17 protein-coding genes and 1 pseudogene are annotated in these 16,445 nt (G+C 56.1%); 8 read left to right on the top strand and 10 right to left on the bottom strand.

Annotated elements, in window-relative coordinates; translation table 11 throughout:
• Positions 1–100 (top strand): annotated as a pseudogene (locus GGQ73_RS22415) (IS481 family transposase); the annotation flags it as partial.
• Positions 101–112: 12 nt separating this feature from the next.
• On the opposite strand, the gene GGQ73_RS22410 reads toward GGQ73_RS22415, so the two are convergent.
• Positions 113–1,102, bottom strand: a complete 990-nt coding sequence (locus tag GGQ73_RS22410) for a quinone oxidoreductase family protein (RefSeq protein WP_183897932.1) — start codon at positions 1,100–1,102, stop codon at positions 113–115.
• A gap of 105 nt (positions 1,103–1,207) precedes the next feature.
• Here GGQ73_RS22410 and GGQ73_RS22405 point away from each other — a divergent pair, with 105 nt between their 5' ends.
• Both GGQ73_RS22405 and GGQ73_RS22400 read left to right on the top strand, forming a co-directional pair.
• Complete coding sequence (locus GGQ73_RS22405) at positions 1,208–1,582, top strand: winged helix-turn-helix transcriptional regulator (protein ID WP_183897931.1); 375 nt, start codon at positions 1,208–1,210, stop codon at positions 1,580–1,582.
• A 234-nt stretch (positions 1,583–1,816) separates the two neighbouring features.
• Positions 1,817–2,386: a TetR/AcrR family transcriptional regulator gene (locus GGQ73_RS22400; protein ID WP_183897930.1), complete on the top strand. Its 570-nt coding sequence runs from the start codon at positions 1,817–1,819 to the stop codon at positions 2,384–2,386.
• Between the two features lie 5 nt (positions 2,387–2,391).
• Here the strand turns inward: GGQ73_RS22400 and GGQ73_RS22395 are convergent, their stop codons facing one another.
• The 4 genes from GGQ73_RS22395 to GGQ73_RS22380 form a co-directional block, all read right to left on the bottom strand.
• Positions 2,392–3,003, bottom strand: a complete 612-nt coding sequence (locus GGQ73_RS22395; protein WP_183897929.1) for a TetR/AcrR family transcriptional regulator — start codon at positions 3,001–3,003, stop codon at positions 2,392–2,394.
• A 106-nt stretch (positions 3,004–3,109) separates the two neighbouring features.
• The gene (gene acuI / locus GGQ73_RS22390; RefSeq protein WP_183897928.1) at positions 3,110–4,096 is read right to left on the bottom strand and encodes an acrylyl-CoA reductase (NADPH); all 987 of its coding nucleotides are present in this window, start codon (positions 4,094–4,096) and stop codon (positions 3,110–3,112) included.
• A gap of 35 nt (positions 4,097–4,131) precedes the next feature.
• On the bottom strand, positions 4,132–4,911 hold the full coding sequence (locus tag GGQ73_RS22385; RefSeq protein WP_183897927.1) for an SDR family NAD(P)-dependent oxidoreductase: 780 nt from the start codon (positions 4,909–4,911) through the stop codon (positions 4,132–4,134).
• A 299-nt stretch (positions 4,912–5,210) separates the two neighbouring features.
• A complete protein-coding gene (locus GGQ73_RS22380) occupies positions 5,211–6,074 on the bottom strand; it encodes an alpha/beta fold hydrolase (protein WP_183897926.1) in 864 nt (287 codons plus the stop codon).
• Between the two features lie 637 nt (positions 6,075–6,711).
• On the opposite strand from GGQ73_RS22380, the gene GGQ73_RS22375 reads away from it, so the two are divergent.
• From GGQ73_RS22375 to GGQ73_RS22365, 3 genes are all read left to right on the top strand, one after another.
• Complete coding sequence (locus tag GGQ73_RS22375) at positions 6,712–7,524, top strand: oxidoreductase (protein ID WP_183897925.1); 813 nt, start codon at positions 6,712–6,714, stop codon at positions 7,522–7,524.
• Positions 7,525–7,590: 66 nt separating this feature from the next.
• Positions 7,591–8,592 carry an NADP-dependent oxidoreductase gene (locus GGQ73_RS22370; RefSeq protein ID WP_183897924.1) on the top strand — a complete coding sequence of 334 codons (1,002 nt, stop codon included), beginning with the start codon at positions 7,591–7,593 and terminating at the stop codon, positions 8,590–8,592.
• A gap of 3 nt (positions 8,593–8,595) precedes the next feature.
• Positions 8,596–9,084 (top strand): PaaI family thioesterase, encoded by a 489-nt coding sequence (locus GGQ73_RS22365; RefSeq protein WP_183897923.1) that lies wholly within the window; start codon positions 8,596–8,598, stop codon positions 9,082–9,084.
• 132 nt (positions 9,085–9,216) lie between these two features.
• On the opposite strand, the gene GGQ73_RS22360 is transcribed toward GGQ73_RS22365, so the two are convergent.
• From GGQ73_RS22360 to GGQ73_RS22340, 5 genes are all read right to left on the bottom strand, one after another.
• Positions 9,217–9,999: an SDR family oxidoreductase gene (locus tag GGQ73_RS22360; RefSeq protein WP_183897922.1), complete on the bottom strand. Its 783-nt coding sequence runs from the start codon at positions 9,997–9,999 to the stop codon at positions 9,217–9,219.
• Positions 10,000–10,051: 52 nt separating this feature from the next.
• Entirely contained in the window at positions 10,052–10,840 is a 789-nt protein-coding gene (locus GGQ73_RS22355) for an SDR family oxidoreductase (RefSeq protein WP_174155861.1), read from the bottom strand.
• Positions 10,841–10,863: 23 nt separating this feature from the next.
• Complete coding sequence (locus tag GGQ73_RS22350; protein WP_183897921.1) at positions 10,864–12,342, bottom strand: sugar ABC transporter ATP-binding protein; 1,479 nt, start codon at positions 12,340–12,342, stop codon at positions 10,864–10,866.
• Between the two features lie 36 nt (positions 12,343–12,378).
• Positions 12,379–13,308 (bottom strand): sugar ABC transporter substrate-binding protein, encoded by a 930-nt coding sequence (locus GGQ73_RS22345; protein WP_183897920.1) that lies wholly within the window; start codon positions 13,306–13,308, stop codon positions 12,379–12,381.
• Between the two features lie 114 nt (positions 13,309–13,422).
• The gene (locus tag GGQ73_RS22340) at positions 13,423–14,403 is read right to left on the bottom strand and encodes an ABC transporter permease (protein ID WP_183897919.1); all 981 of its coding nucleotides are present in this window, start codon (positions 14,401–14,403) and stop codon (positions 13,423–13,425) included.
• 224 nt (positions 14,404–14,627) lie between these two features.
• Here GGQ73_RS22340 and GGQ73_RS22335 point away from each other — a divergent pair, with 224 nt between their 5' ends.
• Positions 14,628–15,437, top strand: coding sequence for a transketolase (locus GGQ73_RS22335; RefSeq protein ID WP_183897918.1), 810 nt, complete (start codon positions 14,628–14,630; stop codon positions 15,435–15,437).
• Positions 15,437–16,393 carry a transketolase family protein gene (locus tag GGQ73_RS22330; RefSeq protein ID WP_183897935.1) on the top strand — a complete coding sequence of 319 codons (957 nt, stop codon included), beginning with the start codon at positions 15,437–15,439 and terminating at the stop codon, positions 16,391–16,393. Before GGQ73_RS22335 ends, GGQ73_RS22330 begins: the two co-directional genes overlap by 1 nt.
• Positions 16,394–16,445: the final 52 nt, after the last annotated feature.

Raw genomic sequence — 16,445 nt, 5'->3', positions numbered from 1 at the left:
GGGCCTCACGCCATACGAGTTCATCTGCAAACGATGGACAATCGAGCCAAATCGTTTCATCCTAAATCCGATCCATCAAATGCCGGGACTGAACACCTAGAGCGTTTCCTTGTTAAATGGCATCCCAAGGTTTCAGCACAACCTTGCCAGTGGTCTGCCGGCTTTCTAGCAAACGGTGCGCTTCTGCGGTCTTTGATAGGGGGAGCACCAGTCCGACCTGAATCTTGACCTCGCCGCTCATTACCAAGCCGATCAACGAACCGATTTCGGACATCAGCAGGTCTGGGTCCCCCGCAAAGCCGTTGACGTAAAAGCCGGTAACGGTGTGGTTCATAGAGGTCAGACGCCACGGATCGATCAGCGCCGTCTGTCCGCTCGATTGGCCGAGAAAAATCATTCGGCCGAATGGCGCCAATGCGTCCAACGCCTGATTCACTGTCTCTCCACCGGTGGTCTCGATGACGATGTTGACGCCGTGACCGTCGGTCAGTCGGAGAACCTCTAGCGCCCAGTCAGGTTTGGTATAGTCGACCGTTGCGTCAGCGCCGAGCGCTTTCGCTTTCGCCCGCTTTTCAGGCGTACTGGCGGCCGCAATAATTTTGCCAGCCCCATAGTGCTTGGCAAGCTGAATGGCGAACGAGCCGACACCACCAGCCGCACCTTCGATGAGAATGGTTTCACCCGGCTGTATCTTTGCCACGTGCTTCAACACGATAGATGCGGTCAGGCCATGTCCCAGCAGCGCTGCGGCATGAACGAAATCAAAACCCTCGGGCAGCGGAATGACTGTCGCAGCCGGAACGGTGATATATTGTGCGTAGCCGCGGGACCCCGGCACTGCGACCACCGAAAGGCCGACGGGGATATCGTTTACGCCTTCGCCGAGGGCAGCAACCGTACCTGCCACCTCAATTCCCAGAATAAACGGTGTAGGCGAGGGATCGGGATAGTCGTCGCCGCGGCGGCGCATAACATCTGCGTAGTTCATCCCGACCGCCTCGACTTTTATCAGAACCTCACCGGGGCCAGGCACTGGATCGGCAACATCCTCGTAAACGAGAACCTCAGGTCCACCGGTTGCGTGGAAACGGACTGCTTTCATGATGCGTACTCTCTGTTTGTAAAACGGATGGGCTTAAGGTATAAAATGTAAACCAAGTGTCAATTAGGTACTTTGAGTACACCAGGTATAGAGAAGTAAACCACAATGACAGATGCAAAATGCCAGACAGAATTAAGCGATCATCTCAGCCGGCTGATCCTTGACCAAATTGCTGATAAGTGGTCGATCCTCATCGTTGCGGAATTGTGCTCAGGGCCAATGCGCTTTAACGCGCTGAAGCGTGAGTTGAGGGGCGTTACGCAAAAGGCGTTGACACAGACGCTACGTCGGCTGGAGCGTCTTGGTCTTGTGGAACGCCGCGTCATAACGGCGTCGCCGGTGGCGGTGGAATACAGCGTCACGCCGCTCGGCGAGTCCTTAAAGGCTCCCTTTCAGGCAATCTTCCAATGGTCCGTTATCCATGCCCCCGAAATAGAAGCGGCGAAGCGGAAATTTGACCAGGACACTGAGGGGATGTGAGTGAGGCCTGATCCCGAAAACAAGTCGAAATACCCGTGTCGGTCACGTCGCATCGGCGAGCAACAGTTCGCGCTTCAAGGCGTGTATCCTGCGATATACGCCACGTGGCGACCAGGAAACGATTGATTGGGCTTTCGGCTGTTTTCTTCCCATGCTGATTCGATGTACAACAGCTATTGAGTAAGATGCCGTTCATCATATATAAGTGGCATTCAATGAACTGAGATCAAAGCCATGAAAGTCACAAAGGAAAAGGCCGAGGAAAACCGGCACCATGTTATCGAGACGTCCAGCCGGTTGTTTCGAGAAAAGGGCTTCGATGGCGTCGGCGTCAGCACGCTGATGCAGGCGGCTGGCCTGACCCACGGCGGCTTTTACAAGCAGTTCGAATCCAAGGATGACCTCATCGCCAAAGCGACGCAGGCGGCGCTGGATCAGACCGTACAGCGAGTGTCGTCGTTGATCGGGCAAGACAAGCGTGCATCGTTGGAAAAGGCTGTCGGCGTCTATTTATCCGACCAGCATCGTGATGGTGTGTCGGAGGGCTGTGCTTTTGCAGCGCTTGGGCCGGATGCAGCGCGTCATGGCCCGGAGGTTCGCCAAGTCATGCAGCGTGGCGTCGAAGATCAACTTGCGTTGCTTCAGACCATCGTCGACGCAAAGGCCGGGACATCCAGTCGGGAAGCAGCGATTGCGACAATGGCCACGATGGTTGGCGCTTTGGTACTGGCGCGTGCTGTGGAAAATAGCGCCCTATCGACGGAAATTATGGATGTCGTGGCCAAGTCGATCTTGGCGAGATAGGGGTGTCAGTCTTCCCTTGATGAGCCAAGCGATTGGCTGAATTCTCTCTCAGGATCGACATTGTTAACTTGTGTTACGCTGGAGGCAACAAACCGGCGTGTCTCTTCCAGTATCCTGTCTGAAAGTTCCTTGTCATCGACAGCTCTTGCAAGAATCGTAGCTCCGACCATTGCCGCCCAGTGCCCAATCACTGTCTGACCGTTTGCCGCTTCAGCAGTTGGAGATACTTCGGTTGACATCATGTCTATGATTTGACGGGCACCTGCCGTCATCACCGCCCGAGCTTGCGGGCTCTGATGTCGCATTTCGGATGCAAGTGCCGCGAACGGACATCCCTCTCCAGGATTATCTCGATGGTCAGCGGAGAGGTACTGCTCAAGGTAGCCAAGAAGGCTAAACGGCCCTTCTGCGTCAGATGTCAAAATATGCAGCAGCGCTTGCGCGACCAGATCGTCCTTTGACGAAAAATGGCCGTAAAAGCCACCATGAGTCAAGCCTGCACATTGCATCACTTCCGCCACACTGACAGCGCCTACCCCCTTGCTTCGGAAAAGCCTGCTCGCTGAATCGAGTATGCGCCGCCTGTTTTCCGCGACCTGCTCACGCGTGACCTTCATGGCGCCTTTTGCTCCCCTCTGGGTACATCGCAGCGGATGACCCGCAAATCATCGCGACTATAAAATGGCGCGGGGAGACAAGTTTTCCTGTGCCCCCCGCCCGCCTTCACGCATTCACGTCAACAACGGTTCGGCCTTTTACGCCGCCCTGCAGAATCGTGGGAGCGAGCGCAACAACATCCGAAAGCCCGACCGTCGTCACGGTTTTGGCTAACTTCTCAAAGTCGAGATCGAGGGACAGGCGACGCCAGGCCTCAAGCCGGACTTCCTGAGGTGCGTTGACGGAATCAATACCGGCGAGCGTGACGTTTCTCAGAATAAACGGCAGGACCGTTGACGGTAGATCCAGGCCTTGCGCAAGGCCGCATGCGGCGACGACACCACGATACTTTGTCTGCGCCAGCACGTTCGCAAGTGTATGGCTTCCGACAGAATCGATAGCGCCTGCCCAGCGCTCGGAGGCAATTGGGCCGCCGGGTTCCGAAAGCGTCTTACGATCAATGATGTCTGCGGCACCGAGTGCGCGCAGGTAGTCAGCCTCCTGTGGCCGCCCGGTCGAGGCGATAACGCGATAACCCAGCTTTGACAGAAGGGCGATCGCAATCGAGCCGACGCCGCCATTGGCACCCGTCACCAGTATATCGCCCCGCTCAGGTGTCAGGCCACCATGTTCAAGCGCGATAACGCAGAGCATCGCGGTATAGCCGGCCGTTCCAAGAGCCATTGCGTCCTTCGTGGAAATATTCTCCGGCAGCTTCACAAGCCAGTCGCCGCTCACCCTTGCCTTTTGGGCATATCCACCATGATGGGTCTGGCTCAGGCCCCAACTGTTGGCGACGACACGGTCGCCAACAGTGATGCCCGGATAGGTGGAAGCCTCAACGACGCCGGCGAAGTCCACACCAGCGATTAGGGGAAAGGTCTTGATGATCGGCGGAGAACCTGTGAGGGCCATGCCATCCTTGTAGTTGACCGTAGAATAGTCCACCGCAACGGTCACATCGCCAGCCATCAAGTCGTTTTCATCGAAATCAACAATGCTTGCCGAAATCGCATCGCCAGCTTTTGTCGCTAGCAGAGCTTTGAAACTCATACCTTTATCCTTTACGTTGAGAGCTTGCGTTCACGTCACTTCGACGCGAGGTACCGACTGGCGGCTGTGGTATGACCCGTATCCTGCACGAGCGACTTTCGGGCATTCTCCATAGCCTGCCAATGGGCCTCCTCATGCAGATGCGGGATTGTCACGACCTCGCGGCGATCGAAACCGTCAAGGGCAGCGTCGACCAGATCGGAGACTTCCATCATCGGCGGATGCTTGTCTTCGTCCAGGAAATTCCAGATGTCGGTTCGCGTTGCCGCCGGAGCCACAGCCTGAACGTAGACACCCTGAGGTCCAAGCTCGGTGTGCATGGCTTGCGACAGAGACAACACGAAAGCCTTCGTCGCCGTGTAAACGGATAGACCCCATTCAGGAGCCAGCGCCAGCACCGAACTGATAGTGACGATCGCGCCTTCACCCTTTTCCGCAAAGCGTGGCGCGACGGCATGCGCGAGGCGTAGCACGCTGGTGGCGTTCAAGGTAACCAGCTTCGTCAGATCATCAATATTTTGTGTGACGAATGTGCCACCGACAGTGCCACCTGCATTGTTGACGAGAATGCCGATCGAGGAATCGTCACGCAATCTCTTCTCAACAGACAGCAGCTGGGTTTCGTCTGTCAGGTCGGCAGGCAACAGCTCAACTGAAACACCAGTCTGCCTGAGCAGTTCTGCATTCGCCTCAAGCTTTTCAACATTTCTGGCGACAAGCACAAGATTGTGTCCACGCTCTGCGAACCGCTGGGCATACATTGCACCGATCCCGGTGGAAGCGCCGGTGATGAGGACTGTGGGTTTGGAGGACATGCGTAAACTCTCTGTTTGCTTCGGATTTAACGATCTTGAACGTGACCGCAATTATAGATGATGATCATAATCATATCTGTCAAGAATGAGACAGGATATTTCAACTGCCAATGCATTATCGCATTGTTCGAACGGCGAAATGGTGCCGGCGATAGGCCAGAGATCTTTTGATCTCATGGTTGTTGCGACTGTCGTACCCAGATGTTTGGCAAGCTGAATGACGAAGGTCTACCCCGCCTGGGTAAAGAACCCCTGCCCTTGCCGACCTTACCGATTCCAGGCGACACCTGTATGCGCCGTCAGGCGGCAAGGAAAGCCGAAGCGGCTGTGCTGAAGGCAGCGTGATTTTGGAAGATGCCGCCATGTCCCGCATCGGGATAGACAATGAGTTCAGCACCCGCAATACGTCTCGACATGTCGATGCTGTTTGCCGTCGGTACCATAATATCATTGTCACCGTTGGCTATCAGGACCGGAATTTTGAGGGCGCCAAGGTTCTGCGGTGCCTGCCGACCCCACGCGGTGATGGCCTTGAGTTGCCTCAAAAACGCCTTCGGCGTCGGAGCTTTGTCGCGATCGGATTTGCGCTCTTTAAGACGACTTAGAAATGCCGCTGCGGCCTGACGGCCGTTGGCCGTAGAGGTGAAAAACAGATACGTCTTCGGATCACGCATGGTCAGCATTCCCTTGAGGATCAGCGGCCAGGAGACCTTTCCAACCCGGTCTATGCCTTTGCCTCCCGCAGGACCGGTGCCAGCGAGGATCAATTTTCGCACTAGACCTGGAGCATTGAGAGCAACATCCTGTGCGACAAAACCTCCCAGCGAAAAGCCCATGAGATCAACAGTCTCGAAACCCATTTCCCGGATCAGGCTGATCGTGTCCTGCGCCATCTCGCCAACGGTGAGTGGCGCATCTCCGCCCGACCCGCCGATGCCACGATAATCAATCGCAATCACCCGATGCTGGAGCGCTAGCGCATCAACGATGCGCGGGTCGAAATTGTCGAGCACCGCACCCCAGTGATTGAGGAGGACAATCGGAACGCCTTCTTTCAACCCAAGCTCCCGGTAGGCGAACGGGACCCCACCGACGGTAATCGTTAGATTTGGCGCATGTATGTAAAGGGCGCTGGCTCGTGCAATATTGGTATTGTTGGACATGTCTCGCCTCATATAAAGTGCAGACTTCGCTTGATAATTTTGTGCAGGGCTGCGGGTTCCTTCAGTCGTGCCCAACTGCAGGCCAAACTGCTTGCTCGGTGATATCCTGCATGGACCTCAGCCACTGCCCTGCCTATTCCACTCGATACGGCCGCCAAGGCTGCCTTCCGCTGCCAGCTGCCCATGCCGCTCACCTCGATCTGCTTCTTTGCGCACCTGCGAGCAAAAATAGGAACAAACCTTAAGTTTGATGATGTTCGTCATCTTTATATATGATGATCATCATCATTAAGTCAAGAGGATTGTTTTACGGTTCTTCGATCTTGTCGCGAGCTTGGCTAAGTCTTTGAACCCTGCTGAGGACTGAATCGGTTTGTGATTCACCAGCTCCAATGTCTGAAGCACATCTCCACCCATACATATGAAGGCGTCACCAAATCCCGGCGAAAAGGTATTGCCCCCTCAAAACTCGGATCTTGCGGCTCGCATTCACTTATTTGCATGGCGCAGGCTTGACATTTTCGAATTCAGCGATCACCTATGATTTAATAATTATGATCATAATCAAAAATGCCCAACATGCTCTTGCATTTATGCAAACGGACAGTTGAGACGGCGAAGAGACAGGAAACTGACGATGAACAAAAATCAAAAAACAGCGTTTTTGACGGGTGCGTCGAGCGGGATCGGTAAGGCCGCAGCCGTAGCACTAATGAAAGCCGGTTACCGTGTGATTGGAACGAGCCGCACGGCAAAGCCTGACGAGGTACGCGATGGCATTCGCTTGATCGCATGTGATGTCACATCGGATACATCCGTGGCTTCGGCCGTTGCCCAGGCCCATGCGGAACTCGGCAGCATAGACCTTTTGATCAACAATGCAGGGTTCGGCATTCTGGGGGCTGCCGAGGAGAGTTCGATCGATCAGGTCCGCGCGCTTTATGACACCAATGTCCTCGGGGTCGCGCGGGTGACCAATGCCGTCTTGCCCATCATGCGTGCCCAGGGTAGCGGGCGTATCCTGAATGTCGGATCAGGGCTTGGCCTCATCCCCGCGCCGTTCAATACCCATTATTCCGCAACCAAACATGCTCTCGAAGGCTACTCGGAATCGCTGGACCATGAGGTTCGAGGCTTCGGGATCAGGGTTGTTGTCATAGAGCCGGGCGCGACCAATACCTCATTCGAGTCCAGTGCCATCCCTGCGGATGCGCCGCTCAGCGATTATGATGCACTGCGTATCAAATATGATGTCGCCTACGCCAAAGCGATGAAGGCTGCTGATACGGCGGAGGACGTCGCGAAAACCATCCTTAAAGCAGCATTGGCCGACAAGCCGGACCTGCGATATGCTTCCGGCAAGTCCGTACAGCAAGGCGCATTCGCCCGCCGGTTTCTGCCAAGGTCGCTTTTCGACAAGGTTCTGCACAAGCAGTTCGGTCTGGAGTGAACTGACCAAGCCGTCGAAGTGTTTCGAGAAACTGACACAGAAAACTCAGAAATTGGAGAGAAGCCGATGAAGGCTTTCATAGTTGAAAAATACAAAAAGAGTGGACCTCTGCGCCTCGTTGAGACGGCAGAGCCAGTTGCAGGGCGCAACGACGTTCTCGTTGAGATCAAGGCGACCGGCGTGAACCTGCTGGATTCCAAGCTCCGCGACGGAGAGTTCAAGCTTATCCTTCCATACAAGCCACCGTTTATTCTGGGCCATGATGTAGCCGGGACCGTTACCGCCGTCGGCCCCGGTGTGCGCCAATTCAAGATAGGAGATGAGGTTTACGCCCGTCCGCGAGACCACCGCGTTGGTACCTTCGCGCAGCGTATCGCAATCGATGAAAACGATGTTGCACTGAAGCCGAACAACCTCAACTGGGCGGAGGCGGCTTCCATTCCGCTTGTCGGCCTCACAGCCTGGCAGGCGCTGGTCGAAATCGGCAAGCTTCGCAAGGGACAGAAAGTCTTCATTCAGGCAGGTTCGGGCGGTGTCGGCACGTTTGCCATTCAACTTGCCAAACATCTCGGTGCAACGGTGGCGACCACCACCAGCGCCAAGAATGCCGAACTGGTCAAAAGCCTGGGCGCGGATGTCGTCATCGATTACCAGACGCAGGATTTCGAAACTATCCTTTCTGACTATGATCTCGTCTTGAACAGTCAGGACCAGAAGACACTTGAGAAATCGCTGCGCGTGCTCAAGCCGGGCGGTCGCCTCATCTCCATTTCCGGCCCGCCGGATCCAGCCTTTGCAACAGCCATGAAGCTGAACCCGTTCATGAGACTGGTCATCCGTCTCATCAGTTCGGGTGTGCGCCGGAAAGCTGCGAAACGTGGCGTTCGTTTTGACTTCCTGTTCATGCGTGCCGATGGTCGCCAACTGGGAGAGATAACAAGCCTGATAGAGAGCGGCATCATCAAGCCGGTGTTGGACAAAATCTTTCCGTTTGAGAAGACAGGCGAAGCCCTGGCCTATGTCGAGGCCGGACGCGCGAAGGGCAAAGTCGTCATAGAGGTACAATAGGCAATGAGCATACCCTCAAATCCGGTCTTCGGCATTGCCACACTGGAACAGATCGCGGGCATGACTGGTAAACAGCATCTGCAGGCAATCATCGATGGCGAATTGCCTGCGCCGTCGATTGCCAGAACCATGTCGTTCCGAATGATCGAGGTCGGCGATGGCGAAGTTTTGTTTGAAGCCACACCGGGAGACCATCTGCTCAATCCGTTGGGCGGTGTGCATGGCGGGTGGGCACTGACACTTATCGATACGGTCACAGGCTGCGCCGCGCACTCCACCTTGCCTGCCGGTGTCGGCTTTGCCAGCATCGAAACGAAGGCCAACTTCTCGCGGCCGATCAGAGCTGACACCGGAACGGTGCGCGTCGAGGGACGTGTCGTCAACAGAGGGCGAACGATTATCTCGGCGGAAGGCAAGATTACCGATGCCGACGGGCGCGTGCTGGCCCACGGCACATCGACCGTCATGGTGTTGCCGCAACAGGCGAAATAGTCGCGACTTTATATCCGAGCCGGCAATGCCAGCCGTTTTGATCCCCTCCGTCACCACAAAGCCGGGGCGAGACAGCAACCCATTGGAGGAAGCATCAGCGAGATATCGAGCGCAGGAGCGCTTCTCGCTGTATCAGGACATGATCAAACCGCCATCCACATTGATCGTCTGGCCTGTGATATAGGCGGCATCATCACTTGCGAGGAACGTAACGAGACCGGCGACATCTGCGCCTGACCCTGCCCGCTTCATCGGAATGCCCTGGACCCACTCCTTCATAAGCTCGCCAGGCGCGTAGCTACCCAGCAACTTGCCCCATACATCGTCATTATAGGCCCACATATCGGTTTCGATGATGCCAGGGCAGAATGCGTTGACGGTAATGGCTTCTACGGCCACCTCTTTCGCTAAGCTTTGAGTAATGCCGACGACACCCATTTTGGATGCCGCATAGTGAGGCGTATAGATGAAGCCATCGCGCGCCTGGCCGGACGCCGTGTTGATGATGCGACCGCCGCGCATGTGTTTGCGCATGCGGGCAATGGCTTCCTGGGCACACAGGAAAACACCCTTCGTGTTGACCGCCATAACCTTGTCCCACTCGTTTTCAGTCATGTCTTCAACCTTGGCGATCGTGATGACGCCGGCATTCTGGATTGAGACATCAACGGAGCCGAACGCTGTCTCGGCCGCGTCATAAAGGTCAACGACACTTGTCTTGCTGGTCACATCGCCAACGAAGGATATGGCTTTGCCACCATCTGCCTGGATCTGCTTTGCAATGAGGTGGACTGCCTCTTCATTTGCGGAAACGACCAAATTGGCCCCCTCCTCTGCAAAGCGCTTTGCAATTGCGGCACCGATGCCCCGGCTAGCGCCCGTGATGACGACCGTCTTGTTGTGAAACCGGGCCATTGCGACCTCCGTGTGAAGTGTACGTTGAATGACGACAGAACGAGACGCCACATCACCAGCAGCAGAAGCCGCCATCGACAAGCAGATCAACACCCGTGACGTAGCTGGCGGCATTTGACAAAAGGAAAACAGCCGGACCGACCATCTCGTCCACACTCGCCATACGCTGCATCGGCGTCTGCTCTTCGAACAGCTTCGTCTGATGCACCATCTCGGGCCGTGTGTTCATGGGCGTTGCGGTGTAGCCAGGAGAAATGGTGTTGACGCGAATGCCGCGGTCAACCCATTCCATCGCCATCGATTTCGACAGATGGATCACGCCCGCCTTGGAGGCATTGTAATGCGCCTGGTTGAGGCCGCGATTGACGATGACGCCTGACATGGAGGCGATGTTGACGATGGAGCCTTTGCCGTGTTTGAGCATCGCGCGTGACTGCGCCTGACACGACAGGAAAATACCCTTGAGATTAATATCCATCAGGGTCTGATACTGGTCTTCTTCCATATCCTCGGCGCGGTTGGCATTGGCAATGCCGGCAGCGTTGACCGCAAGAGACAGATTTCCCAGTTCGGCTTCCGTGCGGCTGACAGCGTCGGCCAGAGCCTCTTTGCTCGTCACGTCGGCAGCAATCTGGATCGACTTGCGCCCCGCTAACCGAACAAATTCCGCCGTCTGGGCCAAGCCATCGTCGGTACGACGATCCAGCAAGGCAACGTCTGCACCACACTGCGCCAGACCGACGGCAATTCTCTGGCCGATCCCGCTGCCGGCACCGGTGACGATGGCGACCTGTGCGGACAAATCGAAAAGCTTGGGAGCATTGAGCGTGATATCAGCCATCGCTCTTCCTTTCATTCATATATTCAAGTTGTTGCGAGTTCCATGACGGAGACGTCATTGGCTTCGTCACGGTTGAGAATTCCGGCCTGATTGCCCTGTGCAAGGACGAGGATGCGGTTCGAGACACCGAGCACCTCCTCCAGATCCGAGCTGACGACGATGACCGCGACACCCTGTTTGGCAAGATTGGCGATAATATCGTAGATGCCAGCGCGGGCTCCCACATCAATGCCGCGGGTTGGCTCATCGAGCACCACCACCCTCGGGTTTCGGGCAAGCCATTTGGCGATGACAACTTTCTGTTGATTACCGCCGGAGAGGTCGGAGGCATATTGGTCGCTGCGCCCCTTCACACCGAATTTGGCAATGGCCGCATTCGCGAAGTTGCGCTTCATGCCCCCGGTCAGCCAGCGGCCGCCTAGCTGATCGAGATTTGCATAGACGAGATTTTCGCCGATGCGGTGTTCTACGACTAAACCCTGGTCTTTGCGATCTTCCGGCACCATGACGATGCCGGTATCTATGGCGTCGGACGGGCTGCGAAGCGACAGCACCTTGCCATCCAGCCGGATCGTGCCGGAACGGATGGGATCTGCACCCGCAATCGCGCGGACAAGCTCCGTGCGACCCGCTCCGACCAGTCCGGCAATGCCAAGAATTTCACCAGCATGCAGATCGAACGTCACGTCGCGGAACGAGTTTTCCGCCGACGTCAGGCCCTCGACTTTCATGACGACCTTGTCGGTCGGCTCAGGCAATTGCGGAAACAGTCTTTCAAGAGAGCGGCCGACCATGCTTTCGACAATCGTTCTGACGGGTGTTGCGCTGTCGGCAAATTCATTGACGCGCTCACCATCGCGCAAAACGATGATACGGTCGGTGATCTTGCGGATTTCTTCCATGCGATGGGAAATGTAAATGATGCCCACGCCTTCAGCCCGCAGCTTGCGAACCTGCTCAAAAAGAGCCTCGGTCTCAGCCCCACCAAGGGCAGCCGTCGGTTCATCCAGAATAAGCAGTTTGGCATCGAGCGCCAATGCCTTTGCAATCTCGATGAGTTGCTGATTGGCTGTCGACAGGCCTGCGACCTTGCGGGTCGCCGGGATGTGGAGGTTGAGGCGCGACATCTGTTCTTGCGCACGGCTGACCATCTGCGCCCGGTCAACGACACCGTTGCGTGTCGGCCATCGGCCCAGAAAGACATTTTCGGCTATTGTCAATTCCGGCAGCAGTTGCAGTTCCTGATGGATCAGCACCACGCCCTTGTCGATTGCCTCCCGTGGAGAGGCCGGGGCATACGGTTGCCCCAGCCATGTCATGGAACCTTCGGAGGGACTGCGAGATCCGGCGATGATGCCGGACAATGTAGATTTGCCCGCACCGTTCTCGCCGAGAAGTGCCACGACTTCGCCGGCATAGACGTCAAGGCTTACATTCCTGACGACTTCCAGAGGACCATATCGCTTCGATATGCCCTTTAGTGACAGTACCGGTTCAGTCATGTCGCACCCTCCGCTGATTGCCTGTGAAAGAACAGATTACGGGTGGTTGGCGATGAAGCCGTCAACATTGTCCTTCGTGGTCAATGTGGCATCCAGCAACTGGACCGCTGGCACCTTTTCGCCGGCAACGATTTTCACCGCAGAATCCACGGCTTCGCGGCCCATCTTTTGCGTCTGTTGTGTCGCGGTCACGTCAAAGACGCCATTCTTGAGGGCTTCGAGAGCGGCGGTGTCACCGTCAAATCCACCCAGCGTGATCGTCTGTGTCGGCTTGGCAACCTTGATGGCCTGAGCCGCGCCAAGCGCCAGACCATCGGCCTGGGCAAAGACGATCGAAATATCGGGATTGGCTTGAAGCATGTTCTGCATGATCTGGAAGCCTTCATCCTGGCTCCAGAGGTTCGACCACTGCTCCGCAACGATCTTGACGTCCGGATAGGCCTTCACAGCTTCCATGCAACCTTTGGTGCGGTCGACCTCAGGCGTGGTACCCTTCTGGCCGTGGATCATGACCATCTTTCCCTTACCGCCAGCCTTTTCGAGGATGTGCTTGCAAACGGCATTGGCAGAAGCCACGGAATCCGTGGCGAGAAACGTATCACCCGGGGCGCCGTTAGCGTTGCGGTCAATGTTGATGACCGGTACGCCTGCTGCCTTGGCCAGCTTGACAGGAACCGTCGCGGCAGCGGCACCCGCCGGGATGTAAATGAGCGCGTCGATATTCTGCGTGAGAAGATCCTGGATTTGGTTGACCTGCGTCGGTCCATCACCCTTTGCATCGACGGTAACGACCGTGATCCCGCGTGTTTTGGCTTCGGCTTCGACAGCTTGCTTGATCTGGTTGAAGAAGTTTGCCTGAAGATTGGCGACCGCGAGGCCGATCTTTTTCACGTCCTTGGCCTGCACGGCACCGAACGAAAGCGAAAGAAGGGCAGCGGACGTCATCAGAATGCGAGCTAGTTTCATTATTTCCTCCTGGGTTAAACCTGACCTTTTGGTACGTCCTCCGCCCTCAGGTCTTTGCTCCTCTTCAATGTCTCGAAGGGGAATTCTTCTGTCGGGCGGTGAGGCCCGGAGGTATCAGCTCCTGCGGCGGCGTAGCGTTTCCGCGCCAACGGCAAGAATGATGACCACACCGATGATGACCTGCTGCAGGAACGGCGACACGTTGAGCAGGTTGAGGCCGTTTCGAAGCACGCCGATGATCAGCACACCGATCAGCGTTCCGCCAATGCCACCCGAACCGCCCGTCAGAGACGTACCGCCAATGACCACCGCTGCAATGGTGTCGAGTTCGTAACCAAAGCCGCTCGACGGCTGGACAGAGTCCAGGCGCGCAGCCAGCACGATGCCCGCAAGCCCTGCCAGCATGGCGCACAGGACATAGACACTGATGGTGACGATATGAACCTTGATGCCGGCAAGACGCGCGACCTCAGGATTGCCACCCACCGCATAGACCATCCGACCTTCGGCACGAAACTGCAGGAAAATCCAGGCCGCGATCAGCACCGCAATCATGACGAAAACCGTTGCGGTCAGCACCCCGAAGTGGCGATCGATGGCCAGCATCATGAACCAGTCCGGAAAACCAACGATCTGCTGGCCGTCGGTGATCATGTTGGCGACACCACGCGCGGCGGACATCATGGCAAGCGTCGCGATGAAGGCAGGAACCCTGAAGGCCGTTATCAGGATTCCTACGATCAAACCGCTGATACCAGAGGCAATAAGCGCCAGGATAATCGCAAAACCCATTGGCAGGCCGGCAACGTTGGCCGTCCACCCCATGATCATCATTGACAATGCAAGAACCGAGCCGACCGAAAGATCGATACCACCGATCAAAATGACGAAGGTCATGCCGACCGCCATGATGCCGATGACCGTGATCTGGTCGAGTATGTTCAACCCATTGCGGACTGACAGAAATGTATCCGTGCCAAAACTAAGGAAGATGCATAGCGCCAACAGGCCCATCAGCGGGCCAGTGGCTCCCTTGAGTTTGGCAAATGGATTTCTGGACGAGCGGCTTTGCTCCTTGAGATCAATCGCAGCCATCGTTCCTCCCAATGATCGGCACAAATGCCGGTAAAGTAGAATAAATATTCACCTTTGCTGGAAAATTCATTAGCAATGGCTTTTCCTGCTGTCAAGAGCAGATGTCTGTCCTGAGCTTTTAGCTTGAGGTTTGACGTTTGAACAAACCGCACCTCACCTCTTGACTAATTTTACTGATGTGCAAATATATCTCAATATGAATATTTATTCAGGAGAAATATGCCATGCAGCTTACGGAGCTTGAGCTAATTGCTCGCCAGATTCGCCGGCGCGATTTACAGGCCGTATTTGAAGCTGGTGCGGGACACATTGGCGGCGAGATGTCGGTGATCGATATGCTGACAGCTCTGTATTTCCATGTCCTGCGTGTGTCCCCGGATGCACCGCATGACCCCAATCGTGATCGTTTCGTTCTATCCAAAGGACACACCGCTTGCGCGCTCTATATAACGCTCGCTAAACGCGGTTTCCTTCCGGAGGACGAAATTTCGACGTTCCTCAAGCCTTATTCCCGTCTGAACGGCCACCCAAACCGCAACAAGGTGCCAGGCGTTGAGACGAACACTGGGCCGCTGGGTCACGGTCTTCCTGTTGCCGTCGGAATGGCGAAAGCGGCGAAACTGTCCGGTGCTGATTACCATACCTATGTTATCACCGGCGACGGCGAGATGCAGGAAGGCTCCAACTGGGAAGCGATTATGGCCGCCGCGCAATTTGGTCTCGACAATCTGACGCTGGCAATCGATCACAACCGTTTCCAACAGGGCGCGGCCCTGTCCGACACCAACGATATTGCCCCCCTACGCCCCAAGCTGGAAGCGTTCGGTTGGGACGTCACGGAGATCAACGGCAACGACATGTCGCAAATCGTGCCTGCATTCGAACATCGTGGCTCTCGTCCACATTGCATCGTTGCCCATACCAACAAGGGCCACGGTATTTCCTTCATGCAGGACCGTGTCGACTGGCATCACAAGGTGCCGAGCAAGGAACAATATGACATCGCCATGCGCGAATTGTCGGAGGCATCATGATGAACGCACCTGTATCAAGCACGAAACTTTATGACTGCCGCGATGCCTTCGCAGAAACTCTGGAAAGACTGGCCGCCAAAGACGATACGGTCGTCGCTGTGTGCAACGACTCTGTCGGCTCCTCCAAGCTCGGCGGTTTCAAATCCAAGTTCCCTGAGCGCCTGATCAATGTCGGCATTGCCGAACAGAATATGATCGGCGTCGGTGCTGGCCTTGCCAATGGCGGCCGCCTGCCCTTCGTCTGCGCCGCATCCTGTTTTTTGACGGGTCGAGCACTGGAACAGATCAAGGCCGACATCGCCTATTCAAACGCCAATGTGAAGCTGGTCGGCATATCCTCAGGCATGGCTTATGGCGATCTGGGGCCGACACACCATTCCATCGAAGACTTTGCCTGGACCCGCGTGCTGCCGAACCTGCCAGTCATTGCGCCTTGCGACAGGATCGAGACGGCAGCAGCCATCGAATGGGCCGCCAGCTATGCCGGTCCCTGCTTTCTGCGCCTGTCGCGCGTTGGCGTGCCGGACCTTCTGCCGGAAGGTCACGTCTTCGAACTCGGCCGTGCCAACCTACTGAGAGACGGCTCCGATGTAACGCTGATCGCGAACGGCACCTTGACCCACCGAATGATGAAAGCCGCAGACATTCTGGCGATGCGCGGCATCGAGGCGCGCGTTCTCAACATGGCAACCGTCCGCCCGATCGATGAAGACGCCATCATCGCGGCGGCAAAAGAAACAGGTGCGATCGTAACGGCCGAGGAGCATTCGATCTATGGTGGCCTCGGTTCGGCGATTGCTGAAGTCGTTGTCGATCATGCTCCGGTTCCGATGAAGCGGCTCGGCGTTCCAGGCATTTTTGCCCCCACAGGTTCGGCAGAATTTCTGCTGGACGAATTCGGCATGGCACCGGCAGCGATCGCCGATGCGACTGAAACGCTTCTCAAGCGGAAATAAGTCAATCAGACGACTGGCCGGGCCGTCGAAAGGCTACCCGGCTTTTTGAAAA

It is taken from the genome of Rhizobium skierniewicense (genome assembly GCF_014196515.1).
GTDB classification, from domain to species: Bacteria; Pseudomonadota; Alphaproteobacteria; order Rhizobiales; family Rhizobiaceae; genus Agrobacterium; species Agrobacterium skierniewicense.
The sequence above is the reverse complement of the archived record's forward strand: the minus strand, read 5'-3'. Positions and strand labels throughout refer to the sequence as shown.

Coding starts and splice junctions, on each gene's coding strand:
- GGQ73_RS22410 (WP_183897932.1), bottom strand. CDS start 1,102: ATGAAAGCAGTCCGTTTCCACGCAACCGGTGGACCTGAGGTTCTCGTT.
- GGQ73_RS22405 (WP_183897931.1), top strand. CDS start 1,208: ATGACAGATGCAAAATGCCAGACAGAATTAAGCGATCATCTCAGCCGG.
- GGQ73_RS22400 (WP_183897930.1), top strand. CDS start 1,817: ATGAAAGTCACAAAGGAAAAGGCCGAGGAAAACCGGCACCATGTTATC.
- GGQ73_RS22395 (WP_183897929.1), bottom strand. CDS start 3,003: ATGAAGGTCACGCGTGAGCAGGTCGCGGAAAACAGGCGGCGCATACTC.
- acuI (WP_183897928.1), bottom strand. CDS start 4,096: ATGAGTTTCAAAGCTCTGCTAGCGACAAAAGCTGGCGATGCGATTTCG.
- GGQ73_RS22385 (WP_183897927.1), bottom strand. CDS start 4,911: ATGTCCTCCAAACCCACAGTCCTCATCACCGGCGCTTCCACCGGGATC.
- GGQ73_RS22380 (WP_183897926.1), bottom strand. CDS start 6,074: ATGTCCAACAATACCAATATTGCACGAGCCAGCGCCCTTTACATACAT.
- GGQ73_RS22375 (WP_183897925.1), top strand. CDS start 6,712: ATGAACAAAAATCAAAAAACAGCGTTTTTGACGGGTGCGTCGAGCGGG.
- GGQ73_RS22370 (WP_183897924.1), top strand. CDS start 7,591: ATGAAGGCTTTCATAGTTGAAAAATACAAAAAGAGTGGACCTCTGCGC.
- GGQ73_RS22365 (WP_183897923.1), top strand. CDS start 8,596: ATGAGCATACCCTCAAATCCGGTCTTCGGCATTGCCACACTGGAACAG.
- GGQ73_RS22360 (WP_183897922.1), bottom strand. CDS start 9,999: ATGGCCCGGTTTCACAACAAGACGGTCGTCATCACGGGCGCTAGCCGG.
- GGQ73_RS22355 (WP_174155861.1), bottom strand. CDS start 10,840: ATGGCTGATATCACGCTCAATGCTCCCAAGCTTTTCGATTTGTCCGCA.
- GGQ73_RS22350 (WP_183897921.1), bottom strand. CDS start 12,342: ATGACTGAACCGGTACTGTCACTAAAGGGCATATCGAAGCGATATGGT.
- GGQ73_RS22345 (WP_183897920.1), bottom strand. CDS start 13,308: ATGAAACTAGCTCGCATTCTGATGACGTCCGCTGCCCTTCTTTCGCTT.
- GGQ73_RS22340 (WP_183897919.1), bottom strand. CDS start 14,403: ATGGCTGCGATTGATCTCAAGGAGCAAAGCCGCTCGTCCAGAAATCCA.
- GGQ73_RS22335 (WP_183897918.1), top strand. CDS start 14,628: ATGCAGCTTACGGAGCTTGAGCTAATTGCTCGCCAGATTCGCCGGCGC.
- GGQ73_RS22330 (WP_183897935.1), top strand. CDS start 15,437: ATGAACGCACCTGTATCAAGCACGAAACTTTATGACTGCCGCGATGCC.